The 21,741-nt window shown below is 71.7% G+C and carries 23 protein-coding genes, 1 tRNA gene and 1 pseudogene; 3 read left to right on the top strand and 22 right to left on the bottom strand.

Annotated elements, in window-relative coordinates:
* Nucleotides 1–132: 132 nt before the first annotated feature.
* Nucleotides 133–1,041: a Bax inhibitor-1/YccA family protein gene (locus tag BKD30_RS10415; RefSeq protein ID WP_076704485.1), complete on the bottom strand. Its 909-nt coding sequence runs from the start codon at nucleotides 1,039–1,041 to the stop codon at nucleotides 133–135.
* Nucleotides 1,042–1,256: 215 nt separating this feature from the next.
* On the opposite strand from BKD30_RS10415, the gene BKD30_RS10410 reads away from it, so the two are divergent.
* Nucleotides 1,257–1,592, top strand: coding sequence for a GroES family chaperonin (locus BKD30_RS10410; RefSeq protein ID WP_076704484.1), 336 nt, complete (start codon nucleotides 1,257–1,259; stop codon nucleotides 1,590–1,592).
* Nucleotides 1,593–1,656: 64 nt separating this feature from the next.
* On the opposite strand, the gene BKD30_RS10405 is transcribed toward BKD30_RS10410, so the two are convergent.
* A complete protein-coding gene (locus BKD30_RS10405) occupies nucleotides 1,657–2,055 on the bottom strand; it encodes a type II toxin-antitoxin system VapC family toxin (RefSeq protein WP_083956294.1) in 399 nt (132 codons plus the stop codon).
* A complete protein-coding gene (locus BKD30_RS10400; protein WP_076704482.1) occupies nucleotides 2,043–2,306 on the bottom strand; it encodes a hypothetical protein in 264 nt (87 codons plus the stop codon). The genes BKD30_RS10405 and BKD30_RS10400 overlap by 13 nt, the downstream gene beginning before the upstream one ends.
* Before the next feature lie 243 nt (nucleotides 2,307–2,549).
* On the opposite strand from BKD30_RS10400, the gene BKD30_RS10395 reads away from it, so the two are divergent.
* On the top strand, nucleotides 2,550–2,930 hold the full coding sequence (locus BKD30_RS10395) for a hypothetical protein (protein WP_076704481.1): 381 nt from the start codon (nucleotides 2,550–2,552) through the stop codon (nucleotides 2,928–2,930).
* Nucleotides 2,927–3,244 carry a hypothetical protein gene (locus tag BKD30_RS10390; protein WP_076704479.1) on the top strand — a complete coding sequence of 106 codons (318 nt, stop codon included), beginning with the start codon at nucleotides 2,927–2,929 and terminating at the stop codon, nucleotides 3,242–3,244. Before BKD30_RS10395 ends, BKD30_RS10390 begins: the two co-directional genes overlap by 4 nt.
* Nucleotides 3,245–3,267: 23 nt before the next feature.
* Here the strand turns inward: BKD30_RS10390 and BKD30_RS10385 are convergent.
* From BKD30_RS10385 to BKD30_RS10295, 19 genes and pseudogenes are all read right to left on the bottom strand, one after another.
* Nucleotides 3,268–4,030: pseudogene (locus tag BKD30_RS10385) on the bottom strand (ABC transporter permease).
* Complete coding sequence (locus tag BKD30_RS10380; protein ID WP_076704477.1) at nucleotides 4,027–4,866, bottom strand: ABC transporter ATP-binding protein; 840 nt, start codon at nucleotides 4,864–4,866, stop codon at nucleotides 4,027–4,029. The pseudogene BKD30_RS10385 and the gene BKD30_RS10380 overlap by 4 nt, the downstream one beginning before the upstream one ends.
* Nucleotides 4,863–5,234 (bottom strand): DUF1048 domain-containing protein, encoded by a 372-nt coding sequence (locus BKD30_RS10375; RefSeq protein ID WP_076704475.1) that lies wholly within the window; start codon nucleotides 5,232–5,234, stop codon nucleotides 4,863–4,865. Before BKD30_RS10375 ends, BKD30_RS10380 begins: the two co-directional genes overlap by 4 nt.
* A 1-nt stretch (nucleotide 5,235) precedes the next feature.
* Entirely contained in the window at nucleotides 5,236–5,565 is a 330-nt protein-coding gene (locus BKD30_RS10370) for a PadR family transcriptional regulator (RefSeq protein ID WP_076704473.1), read from the bottom strand.
* 496 nt (nucleotides 5,566–6,061) lie between these two features.
* Nucleotides 6,062–6,138: transfer RNA gene (locus BKD30_RS10365), tRNA-Leu, on the bottom strand.
* Between the two features lie 385 nt (nucleotides 6,139–6,523).
* Entirely contained in the window at nucleotides 6,524–8,038 is a 1,515-nt protein-coding gene (locus BKD30_RS10360) for an NAD(P)/FAD-dependent oxidoreductase (protein ID WP_083956292.1), read from the bottom strand.
* Nucleotides 8,039–8,113: 75 nt separating this feature from the next.
* The gene (locus BKD30_RS10355; protein WP_076704470.1) at nucleotides 8,114–9,499 is read right to left on the bottom strand and encodes a S8 family serine peptidase; all 1,386 of its coding nucleotides are present in this window, start codon (nucleotides 9,497–9,499) and stop codon (nucleotides 8,114–8,116) included.
* An 85-nt stretch (nucleotides 9,500–9,584) separates the two neighbouring features.
* Nucleotides 9,585–10,631 carry a Ppx/GppA phosphatase family protein gene (locus BKD30_RS10350; RefSeq protein WP_083956290.1) on the bottom strand — a complete coding sequence of 349 codons (1,047 nt, stop codon included), beginning with the start codon at nucleotides 10,629–10,631 and terminating at the stop codon, nucleotides 9,585–9,587.
* Complete coding sequence (locus BKD30_RS10345; RefSeq protein ID WP_235861621.1) at nucleotides 10,609–11,199, bottom strand: DUF501 domain-containing protein; 591 nt, start codon at nucleotides 11,197–11,199, stop codon at nucleotides 10,609–10,611. The genes BKD30_RS10350 and BKD30_RS10345 overlap by 23 nt, the downstream gene beginning before the upstream one ends.
* A 154-nt stretch (nucleotides 11,200–11,353) precedes the next feature.
* Nucleotides 11,354–12,325 (bottom strand): FtsB family cell division protein, encoded by a 972-nt coding sequence (locus BKD30_RS10340; RefSeq protein WP_083956286.1) that lies wholly within the window; start codon nucleotides 12,323–12,325, stop codon nucleotides 11,354–11,356.
* Nucleotides 12,326–12,464: 139 nt separating this feature from the next.
* A complete protein-coding gene (gene eno / locus BKD30_RS10335) occupies nucleotides 12,465–13,745 on the bottom strand; it encodes a phosphopyruvate hydratase (protein WP_076704468.1) in 1,281 nt (426 codons plus the stop codon).
* A gap of 51 nt (nucleotides 13,746–13,796) precedes the next feature.
* Nucleotides 13,797–14,513 carry a MazG family protein gene (locus BKD30_RS10330; RefSeq protein WP_076704467.1) on the bottom strand — a complete coding sequence of 239 codons (717 nt, stop codon included), beginning with the start codon at nucleotides 14,511–14,513 and terminating at the stop codon, nucleotides 13,797–13,799.
* The gene (locus tag BKD30_RS10325; protein ID WP_076704465.1) at nucleotides 14,494–15,624 is read right to left on the bottom strand and encodes an adenosine deaminase; all 1,131 of its coding nucleotides are present in this window, start codon (nucleotides 15,622–15,624) and stop codon (nucleotides 14,494–14,496) included. The genes BKD30_RS10330 and BKD30_RS10325 overlap by 20 nt, the downstream gene beginning before the upstream one ends.
* Nucleotides 15,625–15,691: 67 nt before the next feature.
* On the bottom strand, nucleotides 15,692–16,417 hold the full coding sequence (locus BKD30_RS10320) for a DedA family protein (protein ID WP_235861620.1): 726 nt from the start codon (nucleotides 16,415–16,417) through the stop codon (nucleotides 15,692–15,694).
* 3 nt (nucleotides 16,418–16,420) lie between these two features.
* The gene (locus tag BKD30_RS10315; protein WP_143588158.1) at nucleotides 16,421–17,140 is read right to left on the bottom strand and encodes a DedA family protein; all 720 of its coding nucleotides are present in this window, start codon (nucleotides 17,138–17,140) and stop codon (nucleotides 16,421–16,423) included.
* Nucleotides 17,141–17,222: 82 nt separating this feature from the next.
* A complete protein-coding gene (locus BKD30_RS10310) occupies nucleotides 17,223–18,563 on the bottom strand; it encodes a thymidine phosphorylase (RefSeq protein ID WP_076704463.1) in 1,341 nt (446 codons plus the stop codon).
* A gap of 10 nt (nucleotides 18,564–18,573) precedes the next feature.
* A complete protein-coding gene (locus tag BKD30_RS10305) occupies nucleotides 18,574–18,975 on the bottom strand; it encodes a cytidine deaminase (protein WP_076704462.1) in 402 nt (133 codons plus the stop codon).
* Nucleotides 18,976–18,986: 11 nt separating this feature from the next.
* Nucleotides 18,987–20,291 carry an ABC transporter permease gene (locus BKD30_RS10300; protein WP_076704460.1) on the bottom strand — a complete coding sequence of 435 codons (1,305 nt, stop codon included), beginning with the start codon at nucleotides 20,289–20,291 and terminating at the stop codon, nucleotides 18,987–18,989.
* Nucleotides 20,288–21,619, bottom strand: a complete 1,332-nt coding sequence (locus BKD30_RS10295; RefSeq protein ID WP_083956284.1) for an ABC transporter permease — start codon at nucleotides 21,617–21,619, stop codon at nucleotides 20,288–20,290. Before BKD30_RS10295 ends, BKD30_RS10300 begins: the two co-directional genes overlap by 4 nt.
* Between the last annotated feature and the right edge of the window lie 122 nt (nucleotides 21,620–21,741).

The raw sequence follows: 21,741 nt of genomic DNA, 5'->3' as shown, positions 1-21,741 counted from the left end.
CCCGGTCAGAGGCACCGTGCAGTGCCGCGGGCCCGGCCCCACGACATGGCGCACGAGCCGGTCTGTGGCACCACGCGACAACGGCCCCGGCGACGAGACGCCGGGGCCGTTGTCCTGTGGTCGTGCTGCGCGTTACTCGTCGCCGCGCAGGATGGCGAGCAGGCGAAGGATCTCCACGTACAGCCACACCAGGGTGACGGTCAGGCCGAAGGCCGCACTCCAGGCGTAGCGGGCCGGCACACCGTTGCGCACTCCCTCGGAGATCGACGTGAAGTCGACGATCAGGGAGAACGCCGCGAGCCCGATGGCGAGCAGACCGATGACCAGACCCCACGGGATCGACGTGCCGGGGATGTTGGCGCTGTTCAGGCCGAACATGCCGCTGGTGACGCCGAAGACCATCAGGCCGAGGTTCACCATCGAGAAGAGGGCGTAGCCGGCGAGCGCGATGAGGAAGAACTTCATCGCCCGCGGGGTGGCACGGACCTTGCCGCTGCGGAACAGCAGCAAGGTCACGGCGAACACCGACAGCGTGCCGACCACGGCCTGCACGACGATGCCCGGGTAGATCCCCTCCAGGAAGCTCGAGATGCCGCCGAGGAACAGGCCTTCCAGCGCCGCGTACGCCAGGATCAGCGCCGGTGCCGGCTCCCGCTTGAAGGCGTTGACCAGGCCGAGGACGAGGCCACCGATCAGGCCCACCAGCATCAGACCCGGCACGAACCAGCCGATGGCCGCGCCGACGACCACGAGGCCGAGGGTCATGGTGGTCTTGACGATGACGTCGTCGAAGGTCATCCGTCCCGTCTGGGACGGGGTCGCCGACGGACGGTTGTAGAGGTCCTGCAGGTCGTTCGGCTGGCCGTAACCGGACTGGCCGTGACCCGGCTGGCCGTGACCGAACTGGCCCTGACCGAACCGGCCCTGACCATAGGAATTCTGGGGAGGGACGGGCGCGTATCCGGCCCGCCCGTCCTGGTACTGACCCCGACCGGTGATGGCGGGGTTGTTGCTCAGCAGGGGGTTGCCACCGGCTGCCATGGCGTCTTGACTCCTCGAGAAGGGGGCTAGAACCCCGCCAGTCTATCGGGAACGGGCTTTCGTACCAGCGTTTGTGCGTGGGCTGTTCTCTGAGGGCGTGAGCGACGGCGGTCCGGAGGCCGGACGGTCGTGGCGACTACACTCGTTCCCGGTGCGCGCCCGTCGTCGTCGATTCCCGCACCGGCCCGTCCCGTCACCTCCTCGAAAGCGCATCCATGCCCGTCTCCTCCGCCACCTCCTCGTTGCCCCTGCGCATGCTGCACGACCGGATCCTGGTCAGCCTCGACGCGGAGAGCAGCGAGCGTCGGTCCGCGTCGGGCATCGTCATCCCCGCCACCGCGGTGATGGGCAAACGCCTGGCGTGGGCCGACGTCGTCGCGATCGGCCCGAACGTGCGGCAGGTCGCCCTGCGGGACCGCGTCCTGTTCGACCCGGAAGACCGGCTCGAGGTGGAGATCGCCGCCAAGGATTACGTGCTGCTGCGCGAGCGGGACGTGCACGCCGTCGCCGCCCCCGAGACGGCCGAGGCGGACACCGGCCTGTACCTGTAGGGCTGCCTCCAACGCCTCCGGTAAGGCGGCGTCCGCGTCGGGCAGCATGCCGACGATGCAGGTGTCAATCGGTGACGACGGTGACGCCGCGGTGCGCCGCGGCTTGCGCCAACCGCCGATCGAAGGTGGCCAGACGAGCGCCGAGGCCCTGTTCCGCAGCGAGGAGAACACAGCAGTCCGGCATCCTCAACCCGGTCTCGGAGCGCAGGCGGGCAAGCTGCAGCGAGGAATCAGCTGGGAAGGGCAGTTCAACCACGCCGAGGGCCTTCAGCGCCTCACGTGCCTGATCGAGACGCCCACGTCGCGCGGGGCCGACCAGCACTTCCGCGATGGTCAGCGGGTTGGCCACGAATTCGTCGTCGACCTCTCGGGAGAGCACCGTCACGGCGCGCTGGTGGTGGGCATCGGTGGCGTCGAGGTAGGCGATGATCGTGCTGGCATCCAGCACGATCAACTCGGCCACTCCGCACGCAGCTCATCGCGGTAGTCACGTTCGTACGCCCCGGTCAGGGCCCCACTGTGCTCGTGCAATTCCGCAAGCCGGCGATCCCGGCTCGCATCTCGGTCGCGTTCGATGGCACGGTGGCCTTCCAGTGCCAGCTGCACCAGCAGCTGCGCCCGGCTCAAGCCCGGCCATCGGGCACCCTCCTGGTCCAGAGCCGCCGAGAGTTCGTCGGTTTCTGTCACGTAGTGCCGTGGGCGACTGGTGGGCATGCGGCGAGTGTAGCACCGTGCTCAAGAGTGTTACACCCATCGCCCGTCATAAGGACCGACGTCGTCGCTCCGTCGTCGCCGAGACGGCGACTTATGAGGCAGCTGGGACCCTCGGCGCTTCCGAGCAACGTCGTAGAGGCGCTCGCGTCGACCGCGTCGCGGATGGCTCGCAGTGTGGCCGTTCTTGGCCCTGCGATGTCCGCCGTGCGCGGTGCAGCCTCGCCTCAGTTTACGCGCGCCCTGATGGCCACGGAGAACGTCTGGGCCAGCGTCGAGGCCGAGTTCGGTCTCCTGACGAGCGTGCAGGTCGCCGCGCTGACCGGGTCGAAGAAGTCGAGCCGGTCGTTGGCGGCGGACCAGCGTGCGGCCGGAAAGATCATGGGCGTGCGGCGGGGTAACGCGTACCTCTACCCGGGATTCCAATTCGACACCGCGAACGGCCGGGTCCGGCCGGCGATTCCGCGACTGGTCGCCACGGCGCGGGACTGCGGCTGGGACGGCGAAGACCTGATCCTCTGGCTGGTCTCGCCGAGTGGATACTTCGGTAGCGACCGGCCGGTGGAGCACCTCGGCGACGAGGACGTCCTTGACAAGCTGCGTCGCGCCGCAACCGTCGACTGGTGATCCCCGACCCGCCGGAGCCCTTCGAGCCTGAGGTCTTCACCCTCTCAGCGGGCAGTCCGATGTACCGCGTGGCCGGCTCATCGCGGGCCGCCAACGCCTTCAATCCCGGCGTCGGCGGCGCGACCCGTTTCGCGTTCTTCGGCGATCCGGCGATCCCAGTCCTGTATGCGGCTGAGGGCGAGGTAGCGGCCGTGCGCGAGACCCTTGACCTGGCGATCGACCCGGCCTACGCCCGCGTCTTCGCCGCTGGCCCGGACCTGGACTGGCTGGTCGACCTCTGCACGCCGTTGCACGTCGAGGTGCTCATCCACTGACGGCGACGCGCGTGCTCGCTGCCTCAGCGGATCCGCCGGCGGTAGACGACCATGGCCGCGACGTAAGCGACGACCAGGACGCCGACGCACCAGGCCAGCGCGACCAGTAGATCCGTACCCACCGGCTGACCGGCGAGCAGGCCCCGGACCGCGTTCACGACCGACGTCATCGGCTGGTTCTCGGCGAACCAGCGCACCGGGCCGGGCATCGTGGCCGTGGGCACGAACGCCGAGCTGACGAACGGCAGGAAGATCAGCGGGTAGGCGAACGCGCTCGCCCCGTCCATGGTCCTGGCCAGCAGGCCGGGGATGACGGCCAGCCACGTCAGCGCGAGGGTGACCAGGGCCAGGATGCCGACCACCGCCAGCCAGCCCAGCACGCTCGCCCCGGAGCGGAATCCCATCGCCACGGCGATGAGCACGACGACGGCGAGCGAGATGCCGTTGGCCACCAGGGACGTCAGGACGTGCGCCCACAGCACCCCCGGCCCGGGCGATCGGCAGGGACCGGAACCGGTCGACGATGCCGCCCTGCAGATCGGCGAACAGCCGCACGGCGGTGTAGGCGGTGCCCGAGGCGATCGTGATCAGCAGGATGCCGGGCAGCAGGTAGGCCACGTAGGACGCGGTGCCGGTCGAGATCGCCCCGCCGAACACGTAGACGAAGAGCAGCAGCAGGGCGATCGGCGTGGCGACCGTGGTGATGATGGTGTCGGGGCTGCGGGTGATGTGCCGCAGGGACCGGCCGGTCAGGGCCGCCGTGTCGGCGAGGGCGTGGGTGCTCACTGGCGCTCCCGGTGGGTGTCGGCCGCGGCGACGCCGCTTCGGGCGCCGTCCGTGGCGACGACGACGTCGGGTCCGGTGTCACCGACGAGGGCGAGGAAGACCTCCTCGAGGCTGGGCTGCTTCTCGACGTACTCCACCTGCGCCGGTGGCAGCATTGCCTTGAGCTCGGTCAGGGTGCCGTCGACGATGATGCGCCCGCGGTGCAGGATCGCGATCCGGTCGGCGAGCTGCTCGGCCTCCTCCAGGTACTGCGTGGTCAGCAGCACCGCTGTGCCCGCGTGAGCCAGGGCGGTGATGGCCTGCCACACCTCCTGCCGGGCCTGCGGGTCCAAGCCGGTGGTCGGCTCGTCCAGGACGACGACCGACGGGTTACCGATCAGGCTCATGGCGATGTCGAGCCGTCGGACCATCCCTCCGGAGTACGTCGCCACTTTCCGGCCGCCCGCCTCGGTCAGCGAGAACCGCGCGAGCAGCTCGTCGGCGGTGACGCCGGGGTCGGCCACGTGCCGCAGCCGGCCGATCAGGACGAGGTTCTCCCGCCCGGTGAGGACCTCGTCGACGGCGGCGAACTGCCCGGTGAGGCTGAGCGCCTCCCGCACGTCGGGCGCCGCGTCGGCGACGTCGTGCCCGTCGACGGCGGCCTCCCCCGCGTCCGCCGCGAGCAGGGTGGCCAGGATCCGCACGATCGTCGTCTTGCCCGCCCCGTTGGAGCCGAGTAGGGCCAGGATGCTGCCGCGGGCGACGTCGAGGTCGACGCCGCGCAGCACGGACAGCGTCCCGTAGGACTTCTCCAGCCCGCGGACCCGGATGGCCGGATCCACGGTCGTCGTGGTCATGACGCCGGCTCCCCTCGTTCCGCGCGGTCGACGGCCTCGATCAGCCGCGCGCGTTCCTTGTCGATCCACTGCCGCCCGGCGTAGGACTGGGCGAAGGTCTCGGCGAAGTCCACCGGATCGGCGCCGACGACGTCGTGCACGGTGGACCCGTCGGCCACCGCCTGCTCCCACAGGTCGGCGAGGTCACCGAACATCCGGACCATCGCGTCGCCGTCGAGCATCCCGCCGCAGTACATGAGGTACCGGTGGACCGCCTTCGCGGCGCCGCGGTGGGGTTCCGGCAGGCCCTCGATGCGGGCCGCGTCCTGCTTGTACTGCTTCTTCTGCTCGAGAGATCCGGTCAGGCTCTCGATCCACCTGGCAGCCACGTCATTTCTCCGTTCCGCGGAGCTCGTCCAGGCGTTCTGCGAGGAAGCTCCAGGTCCTCCAGAACTCGTCGAGGGCGGCTCGCCCCTCGGCGTTGAGCGTGTACACCTTGCGCGGTGGTCCCTTCTCGGACGGGACCTTGTCCACGTCCACGAACCCGCGTTGTTCGATCCGCACGAGCAGCGCGTAGACGGTGCCCTCGGCGATGTCGGTGAAGCCCTGCTCGCGCAGGGACGCCGTGATCTCGTAGCCGTAGGCCGGCCGGGCGGACAGGATCGCCAGGACGATGCCCTCGAGCGTGCCCTTGAGCATCTCGGTGATCTGCCTGCCCACGCGCCGGCCCTGCTACTCAGTGTTGTTGACTACCAGTACATAGTAACGCTGAATAGTGGTGGCGCAAGAGGGTTCGGCACGAATTCGGCGACGGTGAGCCTCGATGGGTTCGTCGCCGGTCCGGACCACGACATGGGTTTCCTGCAGGGGGTGACGGTCCGTGAAAGCCTGCACCGCGAGTGCACCGAGACGACGGGCGCCGTGCTCGCCGGACGCGCGGGCTTCGACAGCGCCATCGGCGACCCCCGGGCTCATCGACGAGATCGATATCCACATCGCCACGGTCCTGCTGGATGACGGCATCCGACTCCATGACGCGCTCGGCGGCGACTCGTGCGGCTTCTGCGCGAGGCCGACGAGCCCACCCGCACCGTCGACCTGCGCTACCGTCCGGTGACGAACGTCAGGCAACCATGATCGACCCTCGTCGTGCGCCGGAGTACCCGCGTCCGATGCGCCGGGTCTGAGCCACCACACACGCACACGGCAGGTCAGCTGGTGCCCCAGGCGGGACTCGAACCCGCACTGCGCGGATTTTAAGTCCGCCGCCTCTGCCGATTGGGCTACTGGGGCGCGGGCGCCGGCCCGGACTCCCACGCTACCGGTCCTCTGAGGGACAGTAATGTCCGGGCGCTCGCGTTCCACGGGCAATTCTCGGTCGGGGGTGTGATGCCGCCGTCGTCTTCGCACTCCAGCCCGAACAACGGCCCCGATGTCGGGGCCAGCGTGCAAGGCCCCCAGTCCGCTCGCACTCCAGCCCGAACAACAGCCCCACTGTTCGGGCTCAAGCGCTCCAGCCCGAACAACGGCACCACTGTCGGGGCCAGCGTGCGAAGACAGTTCGAGGTGACTCCCGGTGCGAGGCGGCCCAGCGCGAGACTGACCGGCCCGGCACACGACGACGGGCCCGGCGTGAACCGGGCCCGTCGCCAGGTGGCGCGAGAAAGGTGCAGCGGCGTCAGCGGGTGCTGGGCGTCTGCTCCGGTGTGGTCTCCTTCGGCCCGGGGTCCAGCGGCATGATCCGTCGGCGCGAGTCGATACCCCGGCGCTCGCGGTTCGGGTCTGTGCCGACCGGCACCGTCGACGGCGAGGCCATCTTGGGGGTCGGGGAGGTGGCCTCCCGGAACGTGCGGGTGGGATCGTTCAGGTTGAGCAGCTGGGTGGTGTCCCGGCCGACCCCCAGCGAGATGGCCCAGTTGCCGACGACGCGGGCCTTCCGCTCGAGCGTGGGCATGGCCATGCCGTGGTAGCCGCGGTGCGCGAGCCAGGCGAGCGGTCCGTCGAGCTTGATGGTCTTGCCCCCGAGCACGATCTTCGCCACGCCCTTCCAGGTGCCGAAGCCGGCGACCGCCCCGAGCGAGGCGTGCTTGTAGTCGACCGGGGGCTGGCCGGCGCGGGCGAGGAGGATGTTCTTCGCCAAGCGCTTGGCCTGCCGCAGGGCGTGCTGCGCGTTCGGCACGCAGAAGCCGCCGGGGCCCTGCCCGGTCAGATCCGGCACGGCCGCGACGTCGCCGGCGGACCAGGCGCCGGGGATCGGGCCGTCGTCACCGGTGATGCGCAGGTCCGCGGACACCCGGACCCGGCCGCGCTCGTCGAGCGGGAAGCCGGTGTTCTTCGCCATCGGGTTGGCCTGCACGCCGGCGGTCCAGATCAGGGTGTCGGCGTCGAACTCGTCCTTCGGCGCCTTGTCAGGCATCGAGATGAGCTTGAGGTGGCCGCCCTCGGCAGAGGCGAGCGAGGTGTTCAGGTGCACCTCGATCCCGCGACTGCGCAGGTGCTCGACGACCTTGACCGCCTGCTCCTCGGTGACCTCGGGCATGATCCGACCGAGCGCCTCGACGAGAACGAACCGCAGGTCGGAGGGCTTGAGCCGAGGGTTGCGCTCGGCCGCGACACGCGCCATGTCCTCCAGCTCGGCGAGGATCTCGATGCCGGCGAAGCCGCCGCCGACCACCACGAACGTCAAGGAGCGCCGCTTGACGTCCTCGTCGGAGGTCAGCGACGCCGTCTCGATCAGCTCGAGCGTCTGGTTGCGGATGCCGTTGGCCTCCTCGATGGCCTTCAGGCCGACGGCGGCCTCGTCCAGGCCCGGGATCGGGAAGGTGCGCGTGATGGACCCGGCCGCGATCACGATCTCGTCGTAGCTCAGCTGGAACGGGTCCTCGTTGTCCACGGACTGGATGGTGGCCGTCCGGGCGTCGTGGTCGACCTTGATCACCTTGCCGTTGATCAGCTCGGTGTCCTTCAGGTGCATCCGGTGCGAGACCACGGCATGCCGCGACTCGATGTTGCCGGCGGCGACCTCCGGCAGGAACGGCTGGTAGGTCATGTAGGGCAACGGGTCGACGAGGGTGACGATGCCGCCCTGCTCCTTGATCTTCTTCTGCAGGCCGAGGGCCGTGTAGAGGCCGACGTAGCCTCCGCCGACGATCAGGATGCGCGGACGATTCACGACTTGGGGTGTAGGCGCCATACGGGCCATGCTACCCACTCCGCCGATCCGGTCACGAGCAGGGCGTGGGCCGTTCGCACCGCGAAGGCCGAGGCATCACCGTCGACGTCGCAGCGCCGACAGATGCATGGCCGCGGCAGCGGCGATGACGGCCAGCACGGTGCCGAAACCGACGACGATCAGCCCGGGGACGACGCCGCCGTCGAAGTCGGGGCGGGCCGGTGCCGGCGCGGCCGGAACGGGCACCGCCTGCGCGGTTCGCCGGCTCGGCGGCGGCGCCGGGGCGGTGATCGACGGGTCGTTGGCCCGCCGGTGGATGCGGATCCACTCGGCGACGGAGCCGAGCGGGTTGCTGGCGGCCGGCGGCACCGCCGCGGTGAGGGCGCGAGCAGCGTCCACGATCCCGAACCCGTAGATCGGGTCGCGGCCGGGTGCGCCCTTGTCGCGGGCGGTGCTGACGATCCGGTTCGCCACCTCCCCCGCACTCATCTCGGGCCAGCGGGAGCGGATCAGCGCGGCGAGTCCCGAGATCAGCGGCGTGGCCGCCGACGTGCCGGACCAGGTGCGGTAGCCGCCGCCGGGCAGGCCGCCGACCAGGTCCTCGGAGGGCGCGCTGACGCCGATGGAGATGCCCTGTGCCGACGCGTCCCAGCTGGCCCCGCCCGCGCGGTCGAGGCCGCCGACGGTGAGCACTCCCGGGATGGTGGCGGGGGCGCCGACCTGGCCGATGCCACCGGCGCGGTTGCCCGCAGCGGCCACCACGAGGACGTCCTTCTGCTCGGCGTAGGCGAACGCGTCGTCCCAGCTCCGCGGCCAGGACGTGCTCGTGCTGGTCAGGGACATGTTGATGACCCGGGCACCGTGGTCGACCGACCAGCGCACGGCCGCCGGGATCTGGTCCATGATGTCCCGACCGCCCGGGTTGCCGTCGCCGACCCACGCGGAGACGTTGAGCAGTTGCGCCTGGGGGGCGACGCCCACGATGCCGGCACTGCGGTCACCGGAGCCAGGGCCGGAACCACGGGAGGGTGGGGCGGACGACGACGCCGGGTCGTGCCCGCGTCCGGCCAGCAGGGTCGCGACCATGGTGCCGTGCTCGGGTTCGAAGCCGATCGGTTCGGCACCGTTCGACGCACCGGTGCCGGAGACGTCGGTGCCACCGACGACGGCGCCAGCCAGGTCCGGGTGCCCGGGATCGATCCCGGTGTCGATGACGGCGACCTTGACGCCGGCCCCGCGGGAGACCTTCCACGCCTCGTCGAACCCGTACTCGCGCAACCAGTACTCCGCCGCACGCTGCTCGTCCCCGGCGCTGCCCGTGGCCGCGGGCGCGGCCGGGGCCGACGTGCGGGTCGGGCTCGGCGTGGGGCGCGGCTCGGCCGGCACCGGACCGCCCGCGGCCGCGGCCGGCGAGACGGGCAGCAACCATCCCGCGCCGGCCAGGACGGCGGTGAGGGCGCCGGCGACGGCGGCCCGCGCCATCCGCCCCCGGGCGGGCGGACCAGCGGACGGGACGGGTCTGGACTTCGGGGACACCGGAATCCGGGCGGACCGACGTTCCGTCATGTCAGCGCTGCACCGCTCTCCCGGGCGTCCCGCCGGTGCCATCCGGCACGCTCAGGGCGATCCCGTCGAGGATGTCGTGCTCGCTGGTGACGGCGGTGCGCACGGTCCCGCTGACGGTGGCGACGTGCTCGAGGATCCGGGACCAGATCAGGGCACCGGCACCGATCACGTCCACGCGACCGGGATGCATGAACGGCATCGCCGCCCGCTGGTCCCGGCTGGCGTGCAGCAGCGCGTCGGCGCTGGCCCGCAACCTCTCGATCGGCAGGTCGGCCCCGTGGATGGCGTCGGCGTCATACCGATCCAGGCCCAAAGCGTGGGCGGTGACGGTCGTGATGGTCCCGGCGACGCCGATCACGGTCGCGGTGTCACCGAGCGGGACGACACCGGCCGCCGCGTCGATCGCGGCGTCGATGTCCGTGCCGGCGGCGGCGATCTGCGCCTGACTGGGCGGGTCGTCGGCCAGGTGCCGTTCGGTCATCCGGACGCACCCGACGTCGGTGCTCAGGCTCGCTCGCACACCGTCACGGTCACCGAGGACGAACTCCGTGCTCCCGCCGCCGAGGTCGACGACGAGGGCCGGCAGCGGCTGGCCGGGGTCGAGCACGCTCAGCGCGCCCGCGAAGGACAAGGACGCCTCGTCGGTTCCGCTGATCACCTCGGGCTCGACGCCGAGGATGTCGCGGACACCGTCGACGAAGACCTGCCGGTTGGCTGCGTCGCGGGTGGCCGAGGTGGCGACGAAGCGCACCCGGGTGACGCCGTGCTCCCGGCACTGCGCGGCGTAGTCGCGACACGCGTCGAAGGTCCGGGCGAGCGCCTCCTCGGCCAGCCGGCCGGTCCGGTCGACGCCCTGCCCGAGCCGGACGACGCGCATGGTGCGCACGACGTCGGTGAGGGAGGGGGTGCCCGCTCCGGCCCGCACGTCCGCGATCAGCAGGCGGATGGAGTTCGTGCCGCAGTCGACGGCGGCGACGCGCCGGGACGCAGCGGGGGTGGAGGAATCGCAGCCGGAGGGCGATCGGTCAGCGGGTGAGGTGTCGGACATGTCGGCTCAGATCCTTGGTCGGGACGGGGGCTCCTGGATCCCAGGCGCCGGCGCAGGTGCACCGGTCGGGCGTCCAGTCCTCGGCGACGGCCGCCAGCGTCTCGTCGCCGAGGACGTTGATGCCGGGTCCGGCGGCGAGGGCGTGGCCGGCGAGGGCGTGCAGGCACTTGACCCGGTCGGGCATGCCGCCGGCGGAGATGCCGGCGATCTCGGGCACCTCCCCGGTGCCGGCGCGCCGGCCGATCCGGTCCCGCTCGGCGAGGTAGTGCTCGTGGGCGCAACGATGCCGGGCGGCCAGCGCGGGGTCGGCGGTGAGCCGCTCGGTCATCCCGGCCATGGTGCCGGCGGCCTCGAGCCGGGAGACCGCGGCGGTGAGCACCGGGTGGGTGAGGTAGAACGTGGTGGGGAACGGGATGCCGTTGCCCAGCCGCGGCGCGGTCGCCGCCACCAGCGGATTCCCGCACACGCAACGGGCGCTGATCTCGACGACGTCGCGGGCCGGCCGGCCGAGCTGCCGGCTGATCGTGTCCAGATCCGCGGGCCGCGGGTCCCGATCGTCACGAATCACGGTGGCATGTGGAGCGACAGTGGTGCCAGGAGCGGCGGTGGTGCCAGGAACGACGCCGGGGTCACGAGCCGCGGTGTTCTCACCTCCGGCGGTGCGGGGTGTCACGTGCGTGTCCTTTCCGGTGGCCCGGGCCGAGGCCCGGCGTCCCGGACCGTCAGCGCGTGTTCTGTTGGTCGGCGGCGCCGCGCACCGAGGTCCACAGCGCATCCAGCCACGGCTGCGGCCCGTTGTCGGATTCGGCCGAGGTGGCGACGGGCGGGACCTCGTCCGGGCTGCCCGCCCCGATCACCAAGTATCCCGTCTCTCCCGGCATCACGTAAAACAGCCGGTCACGCGCCTGTTGTTTGACGTAGGCGGGATCGTTCCAGCGGTTCAGCTGGTCCTTCAGCCGGCTCTGCTTGGCCCGTTCGTCCTGGATGCTCTGCTGCAGACTGCTGATCTCCGCTCGTTGCCCGAGCCACGTGCGAACCGTGGGTGCCAGCAGGATCGTGATGGTGACGAGGACGAGGGCCAGGGCGAGCAACCGGCCCGAGAACGCCTTGGCCGGGACGGGCCGGACCGCGGTGGAACCACCGGTCGGCTGCCGGGCGGCCGGGTCGGTGAAGGCGTAGTTGACCCGCCCGTCCTCGCGCCGGACGGTGTAGCGGGTCGGCGCGGTGGACGTGCTCGACGTGGTCTTCCGGGCGCGACCGGCGCGGCCGTCGCCCCGGCTTCCGCGCACGCCACGCAGGACCCGCGCAGCGCCGGTGCTGGCCGCGCCGGTGCTGGTGCCCTCGGAGCTGGTGCTGTCGGTCCCGTCACCTGCGGTGCCGTCGCCGGCCGGTCTGGTGAACGCCGACCCGGGTCCGGGCTTCGATCTGTGGCCGAGGTGCGCACGGGCGGCGGGCGGCGTGACGGGCAGGGCGGAGGTGACCGGACGGCCCACCGGAGAACCCGGGCGGGACGAGCTCACGCTCGTCGAGCCCGCACGCCGTCCGCCCGGCCGCGGTGAGCCGGCGCGCTCGGGGTCACGGCCGGCCGTGGCCGTGCCGGTCGCGGGAGCGCCGTCGTCGACGTCGTTCCCTCCGGCGCGGCCGATCTCGGCCGCCGCACCCGTCCGGGGCACGTTGGGTCGTCGCGTCGACATGGCACTCCTGCGGCTGATCAGTGGCGGCTCACACCGACGCGTCGCCCGATCGGGCGGAACGCGACCGGCGCGCCGGCGGAGGGACGACGATCCGCGGGTGCGGTGCCGTCCCTCCTACCGTAGCCAGCGGGATCGGGAATCAGGCCGAGAAACGCGGGAAGGCGCGCGAGCCCGCGTACCAGGCAGCGTCGTCGAGCTCCTCCTCGATCCGCAGCAACTGGTTGTACTTGGCCACCCGCTCGGACCGGGCGGGAGCGCCGGTCTTGATCTGACCGGCGTTGGTGGCGACCGCGATGTCGGCGATCGTGGTGTCCTCGGTCTCCCCCGACCGGTGCGAGGTGATGGTGGTGAAACCGGCACGCTGGGCGAGGCTGACGGCGTCGAGGGTCTCGGTCAGGGAGCCGATCTGGTTGACCTTGACCAGCAGGGAGTTCGCCGCCTTCTCGTCGATGCCGCGTTGCAGCCGCTCGACGTTGGTGACGAACAGGTCGTCGCCGACCAGCTGGACCTTCTCCCCGAGGTTGGCGGTGATGGTCTGCCAGCCGGACCAGTCGTCCTCGTCCAGCGGGTCCTCGATGGAGACCAGCGGATAGTTGGCGACGAGCTCCTGGTAGTAGGCGCTCATCTGCTCGGCGGTCCGGGACTGCTTCTCGAACTGGTAGGAGCCGTTCTGGTAGAACTCGCTGGAGGCCACGTCCAGGGCGAGGGCGATCTGGCTGCCCGGGGTGTAACCGGCCTTCTCGATGGCGGTGGTGATGATGTCCAGGGCGTGCCGGTTGGACGGCAGGTTGGGCGCAAAGCCGCCTTCGTCGCCCAGGCCCGTGCTCAGGCCTTCCTGCTTCAGCACGTTCTTGAGGTGGTGATACACCTCCACGCCCCAGCGCAGCCCCTCGGAGAAGGTCGACGCGCCCAGTGGCACGATCATGAACTCCTGGATGTCCACGTCGGAGTCGGCGTGGGAACCCCCGTTGAGGATGTTCATCAGCGGCACCGGCAGCACGTGCGCGTTCGGCCCGCCGAGGTACCGGTACAGCGGCAGGCCGGCGGACGCGGCGGCGGCACGGGCGACGGCGAGGGAGACGCCGAGGATGGCGTTCGCGCCGAGCCTGCTCTTGTTCTCGGTGCCGTCCAGGTCGATCATGGTCGCGTCGACGAGCCGCTGGTCGGTCGCGTCGAAGCCGAGCAGGGCCGGCTGGATGGTCTCCAGGACGGCGTCGACCGCGGTGGTGACGCCCTTGCCCTGGTAGATCCCGGCGTCCCCGTCACGCTTCTCCACGGCTTCGAACTCGCCGGTGGACGCACCGGAGGGAACCGCCGCGCGGCCGAACGAGTCGTCGTCGAGCAGCACCTCGACCTCGACGGTCGGGTTGCCGCGGGAATCGAGGATCTCCCGTGCGTGGATGGCGTCGATGGTGGCCATGAAAGGACTCCTGTTCGTCGAGCTGATGCGTGGTCTGACGTCGGTCTCAGCCTAGCCGGGCGCCGCGTCGCGATACCGGCGTACCGCGCCGCGCAGGGCCGCCTCCGCGTCCACGCCGCCCGCCTGGCCGCGACGGGCCAGGGCGAGCAGCGCGTCGCCGAGCTCCTCCTCGCCGATGGCGGGGCCGCCGTCGGGGGTCCGCCCCGGTGCCGGTACCGGTTCCCGGCCGGCGCGCTGAGCCCGGGCGAGGGTCTTCTGGGCGAGCGCGAGGGCCGGCAGGCCGGGCGGGATGCCGTCGAACGGACCGGTGCGCTCGGGCTTCTCCACCCGCTTGATCTCGTCCCAGCGCCGGTGCAGCTCCGCCGGCTCCGGCGCGGCGGCGTCACCCTCGTTCTCAGGGGCGAACACGTGGGGGTGGCGCCGGCGCAGCTTCTCGACCAGTGTCCCGATCACCGCGACGACGTCGAACGCCGCGTCCGGTCCGGCCTCCTCGGCCAGCCGGGCGTGGAAGACCACCTGGAGCAACACGTCGCCCAGTTCCTCCCGGACGTCGGCAGGCCCCCCGGTCTCCACGGCCTCGACCAGCTCGTGTGCTTCCTCGATCAGGTACGTGAGCAGACTCCGGTGCGTCCGCGCGGCAGTCCACGGGCAGCCGCCCGGTGAACGCAGCCGGTCCATCACGCCGACGAGCTCGCCGAACGCCTCCCCCGCGTCGGGGCGTGGCGCTGCCGGACGCTCCGCCGCCCGGTCAGTCGGCGAGGCCGTCATAGCTGGCGGAGATCGCCTCGGCGAGGGTGGTGCGCACGTCCAGCGGGGCGAACGCGGCGTCGACGGCGTTGAGTGTGAGGGCGAGCAGGTCGTCGAGGTCGTAACCGAACGCGTCCACGAGCAGGGCCATCTCGTCGCTGAGGGTCGTGTTGCTGACCAGCCGGTTGTCGGTGTTGACGGTGACCCGGAAGCCGGTCTGGTACAGCAGGTCGATGGGGTGCTGGTCGAGCCGGGTGCCGAACGCGGCGACCGCGCCGGTCTGCAGGTTCGACGACGGGCACAGTTCCAGGGGGATCTGCCGATCGAGCACCCAGCTGGCCACGGGCCCGCAGGTGACCAGCGCCGCACCGTCCTCGAGCCCGGCGTCGAAGTCGACGGTCAGGTCCTCGGCGATCCGCACGCCGTGGCCCAGTCGCAGGGCGTGCCCGACGGTGAGGGCCTCGGTGATGCTGTCCAGACCGGCGGCCTCCCCCGCGTGCACGGTGACGGGGAACAGATTGCGGGCGAGCAGGTCGAAGGCGTCGGCCATCCGGGCGGGCCCGAACCCGTCCTCGGGTCCGGCGATGTCGAAGCCGACCACCCCGCGGTCCCGGTGGCGCAGGGCGAGTTCGGCGACGGCCAGCCCGTTCTCACCCTGCCGCATGGCGGTCACCAGCTGCCCGACCAGGATGTCCCGACCGTCGGCGCGCGCCGCGGCGGTCGCCTCGTCGATGCCGGCCTGCACGGCCTGCACGGTCTCGTCGAGGCTCAGGCCACCGCGCAGGTGCTGCTCCGGGGCCCAGCGCACCTCGCCGTAGACCACGCCGTCGGCGACGAGGTCCTCGACGAATTCGCGGGCCACGCGGGCGAGCGTCTCTGGGGTCTGCATGACCGCGATGGTGTGGTCGAACGTCTCCAGGTAACGCACCAGCGATCCGGAATCCGCGGACTCGACGAACCAGGCGGCGAGGGCGTTCGGGTCGGTCGTGGGCAACGCGTGCCCGGCGGCGTCGGCGAGCTCGACGATGGTCGCGGGGCGCAGCCCGCCGTCCAGGTGGTCGTGGAGGGAGATCTTGGGCAGCACGCGGTAGTCGACCTCGGCTGCGGCGGCGGGGCTCGGGTTCTCGGTCACGGTCTCACTGTAGCGACCTTGCTGTCGCGACCATCACGCCCTCGGCAGGCGGGCGGAACGCGGGCGATCAGTCCCCACGGTCGGCGGCCGGGGGGTCGCGCGGCGGACGCCGATCCGCCACGTGGGGTTCGGGGGCGTGGTCGCGCCGGGCGATCCAGTGGGTCACCCGGTCGACGACGATGCCCGCCGCGACGGCGATCGCGATGGCCACGCCGGCGGCGAGGACGTGGTTGTCCCTGGCCCAGGCCCCGGCGAGCACCCCGATGCCGACCGAGTACACCGACCAGGTGCTGCCGGCGATCACGGTGAGCAGGACGAACCGGGGGCGGGCGAACCCAGTGGCTCCCGCCGTCATGTTGACCGCCACTCGGCCGACCGGGATGTACCGGGCGGTGAGGATGAGTAGGGCACCGCGCCGGTCCAGCTCGCTGCGCGCCCAGCGGAAGGCTTGCTGCACCCGGCGCCGGCGCATCCATCGGAACCGACCCACGCCGATCGAGCGGCCGAGCAGCCAGGCGATGTTGTCCCCGATCACGGCACCGGCGGCGGCCGCGACGATGATGCCGGCCAGGGTGGGGTTGCCGGTGGACACGGCCACCGCGGTCAGCGCGACGACCACCGACTCGCTGGGCAGCGGCGGGAAGAACCCGTCACAGACGCACAACAGGAACAGGACCGGCAGCACCCAGGCGGTGCCGGCGAGGCCGGCGACCGCCTCGTTGATCCTCTCCATCGGACCGGCCGCGGCGGCGACCGCCGAAGGGAGCGACGTGAGCAGGTGCGGACCTGGCACCGGTCACGCGCTCTTACTGCGCGCGTTCTTGCCCACCGGCTGCGGTGCCGGCTTCTCCACGTCGACCGCGGCGGGAGCCGACGCGGCCGTCGTGAGCGCCGACGTCGAGCGGTCCAGTCGCCGGCGCCGGAACCGCGAGATCCCCTGCATCGCGTGATCGATGAGGAAGCCCATGACGATCGCGATGGCGATCGCCAGTGCGGCTCCGAGCAGCGGATGCTGGTCGACCCAGGCCCCGGCCACGATGCCGATCCCGATGCTGTAACCGATCCACGTGGCGCACGCGATGAGGTCCAGGACCGTGAACTGGCGCAGCGGGAACCGGGTGGTCCCGGCGGTGAAGTTCACGGCGACGCGGCCGACGGGGACGTACCGGGCGGTGAGGATCAGCATGGCGCCGCGTTTGTCGAGCTCCCGGCGGGCCCAGTGCAGGGTGGCCTGGGCGCGTGCGCCGCGCATCCAGCGGAACCCGCCGGCCCCGGCGGCGCGCCCTATACGGTAGGCGACCTGGTCGCCGCTGATCGCACCGAGAAAGCCCGCCAGGGCGAGGAGCCACAGATTCGGCTGTCCCGAGGTGACCGAGACCGCGGACAGGGCGACGATCAGGGTCTCGGACGGCAGCACCGGCGGCAGGAACCCGTCGATGAAGCAGAAGAGGAGCAGCAGCGGATAGATCCACCACATCGAGGCAGCATCGATCACCAGGTCATTGACGATGCTCACGCTGTCCCTTTCCTTGTCCCCACGCCCACATCATAGGGTCAGCGTCCGGGAGGAGACAGGGCGCCGCCGAACGTGCACAGGATCAGGATCGTGCCACCCGTTCCAGGACGACGGGGCGGTGCCCGGCGGAGGCGGGCTCTGCCCTCGCGGTCGGCCCGGCGGGGGTGATGTCGACGGCACCGGCGAGCGCCTCCCGGGCACGGCCGAAGGCGTCGGGGGTGTCCGTGTGCAGGGTCAGGAGCGGCTGACCGGCGGTGACGGTGTCACCGGGTCTGGCGTGCAGCGTGAGCCCCGCACCGGCCTGGACGGTGTCCTCCTTGCGGGCCCGGCCCGCGCCGAGCCGCCAGGCGGCGACGCCGACGGCGAGCGCATCGAGTCGGGTGAGGGTGCCACCGGCGGGGGCGGTGACCGTCTCGGTCTCGGCCGCCACCGGCAGCGGCGCGTCGGGGTCTCCCCCCTGACCGGTGATCATCCGCCGCCACACGTCCATCGCCCGGCCGTCGGCCAGGGCGGCCGCCGGGTCGGCGTCGGCGACACCGGCCGCGGCGAGCATCTCGCGGGCGAGCGCGAGTGTGAGTTCGACGACGTCGGCGGGGCCGCCGCCGGCGAGCACCTCGACCGCCTCGGCGACCTCCAGGGCGTTGCCCGCGGTCAATCCGAGCGGGGTGGACATGTCGGTCAGCAATGCGACCGTGTGCACCCCGGCGTCGGCGCCGAGGTCCACCATGGTGCGGGCCAGCTCCCGCGCGTCGTCGGCGGTCTTCATGAACGCACCCGAGCCGACCTTGACGTCGAGCACCAGCGCACTCGTGCCCTCGGCGATCTTCTTGCTCATGATGGACGAGGCGATCAACGGGATCGCCTCGACGGTGCCGGTGACGTCGCGCAGGGCGTACAGCTTCGCATCCGCGGGGGCTAGCCCGGGGCCGGCGGCGGCGACGACGGCCCCCACGTCCCGCAACTGCCGCAGCAGGGCGTCGTGGTCGAGCCCCGCACGCCAGCCGGGGATGGCCTCCAGTTTGTCCAGGGTGCCGCCGGTGTGGCCCAGGCCCCGCCCGGACAGCTGCGGGACGGCGACGCCGAACGCGGCCACCAGCGGGCCCAGGGGCAGGGTGATCTTGTCCCCCACCCCGCCGGTGGAGTGCTTGTCGACGGTGGGTAGCGCCCGGCCGTCCCGGCGCAACCCGGAGAAGTCCATCCGCTGGCCCGAGGCGACCATCGCCGCCGTCCAGCGGGCGATCTCCGCCCGGTCCATCCCGTTGAGCAGGATCGCCATGGTCAGCGCCGCCATCTGCTCCTCGGCGACGACACCGCGGGTGTAGGCGTCCACCACCCAGTCGATCGCGGCGTCGGAGAGCCGACCGCGGTCGCGCTTGGTGCGGATCACGTCGACGGCGTCGAACGTCTGGGGTGTTCGCGGCATGGAGCCCTCCTCAGGCCAGGTTCTCGGGGCCGAACGCGTCGGGCAGCACCTGGTCCATGGTCCGGAGCCCGCGCACGGTCATCAGCGTCATCCCCGGGGCGCGGTGCTCGTACAGCAGCTGGCGGCACCGGCCGCACGGCATCAGCACGGCCCCGGCGCCGTCCACGCACACGAAGGCGCGCAGGCGACCGCCGCCGGAGGCGAACAGCGCGGAGATCAGGGAGCACTCCGCGCACAGCGTCACCCCGTACGACGCGTTCTCGATGTTCATCCCGGTCACGGTCCGGCCGTCCTCGGTCAGGGCAGCGGCGCCGACCGGGTACCGGGAGTAGGGGACGTACGCCCGACCCATGGCCGCGGTCGCGGCAGCGGTCAGGGTGTCCCAGTCGACGTCGTCGGTGTCCTCCACCATGGCGGCCCGCCTCAGCCCTTCAGATAGGGCACGCCGCTGGCGGCCGGGGACTGCGAGCGCCCGACCAGGCCGGCGACGGCGAGGATGGTGACCAGGTACGGGAGCATGGCCAGGAACTGGCTGGGCACCGGCGTGCCGAGGAAGGAGAGCACGTACTGCAGGTTCGTCGCGAAGCCGAACAGCAGGGCCGCGAAGAACGCGCCGACCGGGTTCCAGCGCCCGAAGATCAGGGCGGCGAGGGCGATGAAGCCCTGCCCGCCGGTCATGTCCTTGGTGAACTGACTGACCGAGACCAGGGTGAAGAACGCGCCACCCAGACCGGCGACCACGCCGCCGAGCAGCACGTTGGTGAAGCGGGTGCGATTGACCTTGATGCCCACGGTGTCCGCGGCCCTGGGATGCTCGCCGACGGCGCGGACCCGCAGCCCCCACCGGGTGTGGAAGAGACCGACGTACACCGCGACCACGGCCGCGTACATGAGGTAGCCGACCACGGTCTGCCGGAACAGGATCGGCCCGAGCACCGGGATGTCGGCCAGCAGGGGAACGTTCCAGTACGGCAGCTGCGGCGGCGAGTTGAACAGTTCGGCGTCCCGGGTCAGCACCGTGGAGAACAGGAAGCCGGTCAGCCCGGAGACGAGCACGTTCAGCACCACGCCGACGATGATCTGGTTGACGTAGTACTTGATCGAGAACACCGCCAGCACCACGGCGACGAGGGCACCGGCCACACAGGCGGCGAGCAGGCCCGCGTACGCGTTCCGGGCCACGGAGGCCACGACGGCGGCGCTGAACGCCCCGAACAGCAGCTGACCCTCGATCGCGATGTTGACCACGCCGGCCCGCTCGCACAGCACCCCGGAGAGGGAGCCGAAGATCAGCGGCACGGCGAGGGTCACCGACCCGGCCAGCAGGCCGGCGAGGGACACGTTCGGCGTCCGGGCGCTGCCCACCACCCAGGTGAGGAAGCCGACCAGGAAGGCGACCCAGAACAGTGCGGTGAGCCAGCGGTTCGGGGGTCGGCCGGTGCGCACGCCGAGGAAGGCGAGCACGGCGACGGCGACGCAGACGACGGCGGCCAGCCAGCCCAGGACGACGGCGGACAGGGCGAGGTCCGGCAGGCCGACCGCGTCGCCGGACTCGGAGAACCGGAAGGTGGCGGTGGCGTCCGGCGCCCCGAACGCGAAGACCACCAGGGCGACCAGTGCGCCGATCGCGAACACGATCACCGGGCGCCACGAGCGGACGGCGGTCCGGGCGGTGGGCGTGGTTCCGGGCGCTCCGCGCTCCCCTCGCGCGGTGACGGTCGTGCTCATGCTGCACCTCCGGTGCTCGCGGTGGTGGCGGCCCGGTGGCGATCCCGGCGTCGGCTCCACCGGCCGCCGGGACGGGTATCACCGGGCCGATTCTTTCCGGGCTGGCCCGGATCCGGGATCCGGAACAGCGCCCGCACCAGCGGCGGGGCGGCCAGGAACAGGACGATGAGGGACTGCACCACCAGCACGATGTCGATCGGCGTGCCGGTCTGGGTCTGCATGGCGACGCCGCCGGCACGGAACGCGCCGAACAACAGCCCGGCGAAGAAGGTCCCCCACGGCGTGGACCGGCCCAGCAGCGCGACGGTGATCGCGTCGAAGCCGAAGCTGGCGGCGATGTCGCTGGTCAGGGCCCGCTCCGTGCCGGAGATCTGGGCGACGCCGGCCAGCCCGGCCAGCGCCCCGGCGAACACCATCACCAGGACGGTCGCACGGGTGACGTTGATGCCGGCGGTACGGGCCGCGTGCGGGTTGGCGCCGACCGCCCGGAACTCGAAGCCGATGGTGGAACGGCCGAGCAGCCACCAGACGGCGATCACGGCCGCGACGGCGACGAGGAACCCGGCGTGCAGCCGCAGGTCCGGCCCGAGCAGCTGCGGGAACATCGCGCTGTCGTCGATCAGCGGGCTGATCGGGTTGGAGGAGCCGGGCCGTTGCAGCGCCGGTTGGGTGAGCAGGTACTGGACCAGGTAGATGGCCACGTAGTTGAGCATGATGGTGACGATCACCTCGTGCGCCCCGGTCCGGGACTTGAGGAACCCGGGGATGCCGCCCCAGAGGGCGCCGCCGACGATGCCGGCCAGGACGGCGACCACCACGTGCAGGCCGACCGGCAGGTGCCAGGTGAACCCGACCCAGGCAGCGAAGGTCGCGCCGAGCAGGATCTGGCCCTGGGCGCCGATGTTGAACAGGCCGGCGCGGAACGCCAGCGTCACACCGAGCCCGGCGAGGATCAACGGCGTGGCAACGGTCAGCGTCTCGCTGATCGGGTACAGCATGCCGGTCAGGCCCTCGGCCCGCGGATTGAAGATCGCACCGGTGAACAGGGCGCCGTAGGCGTTCATCGCGGCGCTGAACCCCGCGGCGAGTGTGTCGGTCGGCCGGGCGAAGAAGTACCCGGCGGCGGCGATGGTCGCCTCGTCGGTGGCGGCGATCAGCACACCGCCGAGCACGATGGCCGCCACCACCGAGAGCACGGCGACCAGCCCGTTGCCGGAGAAGATGCGTTGCGCCACGGACGCCGCGGACTCGTCCTTCACCAGACCCGCACCGGTCGCGGCGGCCGGCGGCGCGGCGCCGTCGTCACCCCCGTCAGCCACTCCCCCCACTGACCGGTCAGTTGACGTCGGTTCTGGACCGCGATCGGGGGAAGAATCCGCATCTTCTGACCAGTCGGCGTCGGTGTGGGGGTCCGTTCCGGTGCCGGGAGAACGATCCGTCGGGTCGTGCG

It is taken from the genome of Tersicoccus phoenicis (assembly GCF_001968835.1).
GTDB classification, from domain to species: Bacteria; Actinomycetota; Actinomycetes; order Actinomycetales; family Micrococcaceae; genus Tersicoccus; species Tersicoccus phoenicis.
The sequence above is the reverse complement of the archived record's forward strand: the minus strand, read 5'-3'. Positions and strand labels throughout refer to the sequence as shown.

Coding starts and splice junctions, on each gene's coding strand:
- BKD30_RS10415 (WP_076704485.1), bottom strand. CDS start 1,041: ATGGCAGCCGGTGGCAACCCCCTGCTGAGCAACAACCCCGCCATCACC.
- BKD30_RS10410 (WP_076704484.1), top strand. CDS start 1,257: ATGCCCGTCTCCTCCGCCACCTCCTCGTTGCCCCTGCGCATGCTGCAC.
- BKD30_RS10400 (WP_076704482.1), bottom strand. CDS start 2,306: ATGCCCACCAGTCGCCCACGGCACTACGTGACAGAAACCGACGAACTC.
- BKD30_RS10395 (WP_076704481.1), top strand. CDS start 2,550: ATGGCCACGGAGAACGTCTGGGCCAGCGTCGAGGCCGAGTTCGGTCTC.
- BKD30_RS10380 (WP_076704477.1), bottom strand. CDS start 4,866: ATGACCACGACGACCGTGGATCCGGCCATCCGGGTCCGCGGGCTGGAG.
- BKD30_RS10360 (WP_083956292.1), bottom strand. CDS start 8,038: ATGGCGCCTACACCCCAAGTCGTGAATCGTCCGCGCATCCTGATCGTC.
- BKD30_RS10355 (WP_076704470.1), bottom strand. CDS start 9,499: ATGGCGCGGGCCGCCGTCGCCGGCGCCCTCACCGCCGTCCTGGCCGGC.
- BKD30_RS10350 (WP_083956290.1), bottom strand. CDS start 10,631: ATGTCCGACACCTCACCCGCTGACCGATCGCCCTCCGGCTGCGATTCC.
- BKD30_RS10340 (WP_083956286.1), bottom strand. CDS start 12,325: ATGTCGACGCGACGACCCAACGTGCCCCGGACGGGTGCGGCGGCCGAG.
- eno (WP_076704468.1), bottom strand. CDS start 13,745: ATGGCCACCATCGACGCCATCCACGCACGGGAGATCCTCGATTCCCGC.
- BKD30_RS10330 (WP_076704467.1), bottom strand. CDS start 14,513: ATGACGGCCTCGCCGACTGACCGGGCGGCGGAGCGTCCGGCAGCGCCA.
- BKD30_RS10310 (WP_076704463.1), bottom strand. CDS start 18,563: ATGCCGCGAACACCCCAGACGTTCGACGCCGTCGACGTGATCCGCACC.
- BKD30_RS10305 (WP_076704462.1), bottom strand. CDS start 18,975: ATGGTGGAGGACACCGACGACGTCGACTGGGACACCCTGACCGCTGCC.
- BKD30_RS10300 (WP_076704460.1), bottom strand. CDS start 20,291: ATGAGCACGACCGTCACCGCGCGAGGGGAGCGCGGAGCGCCCGGAACC.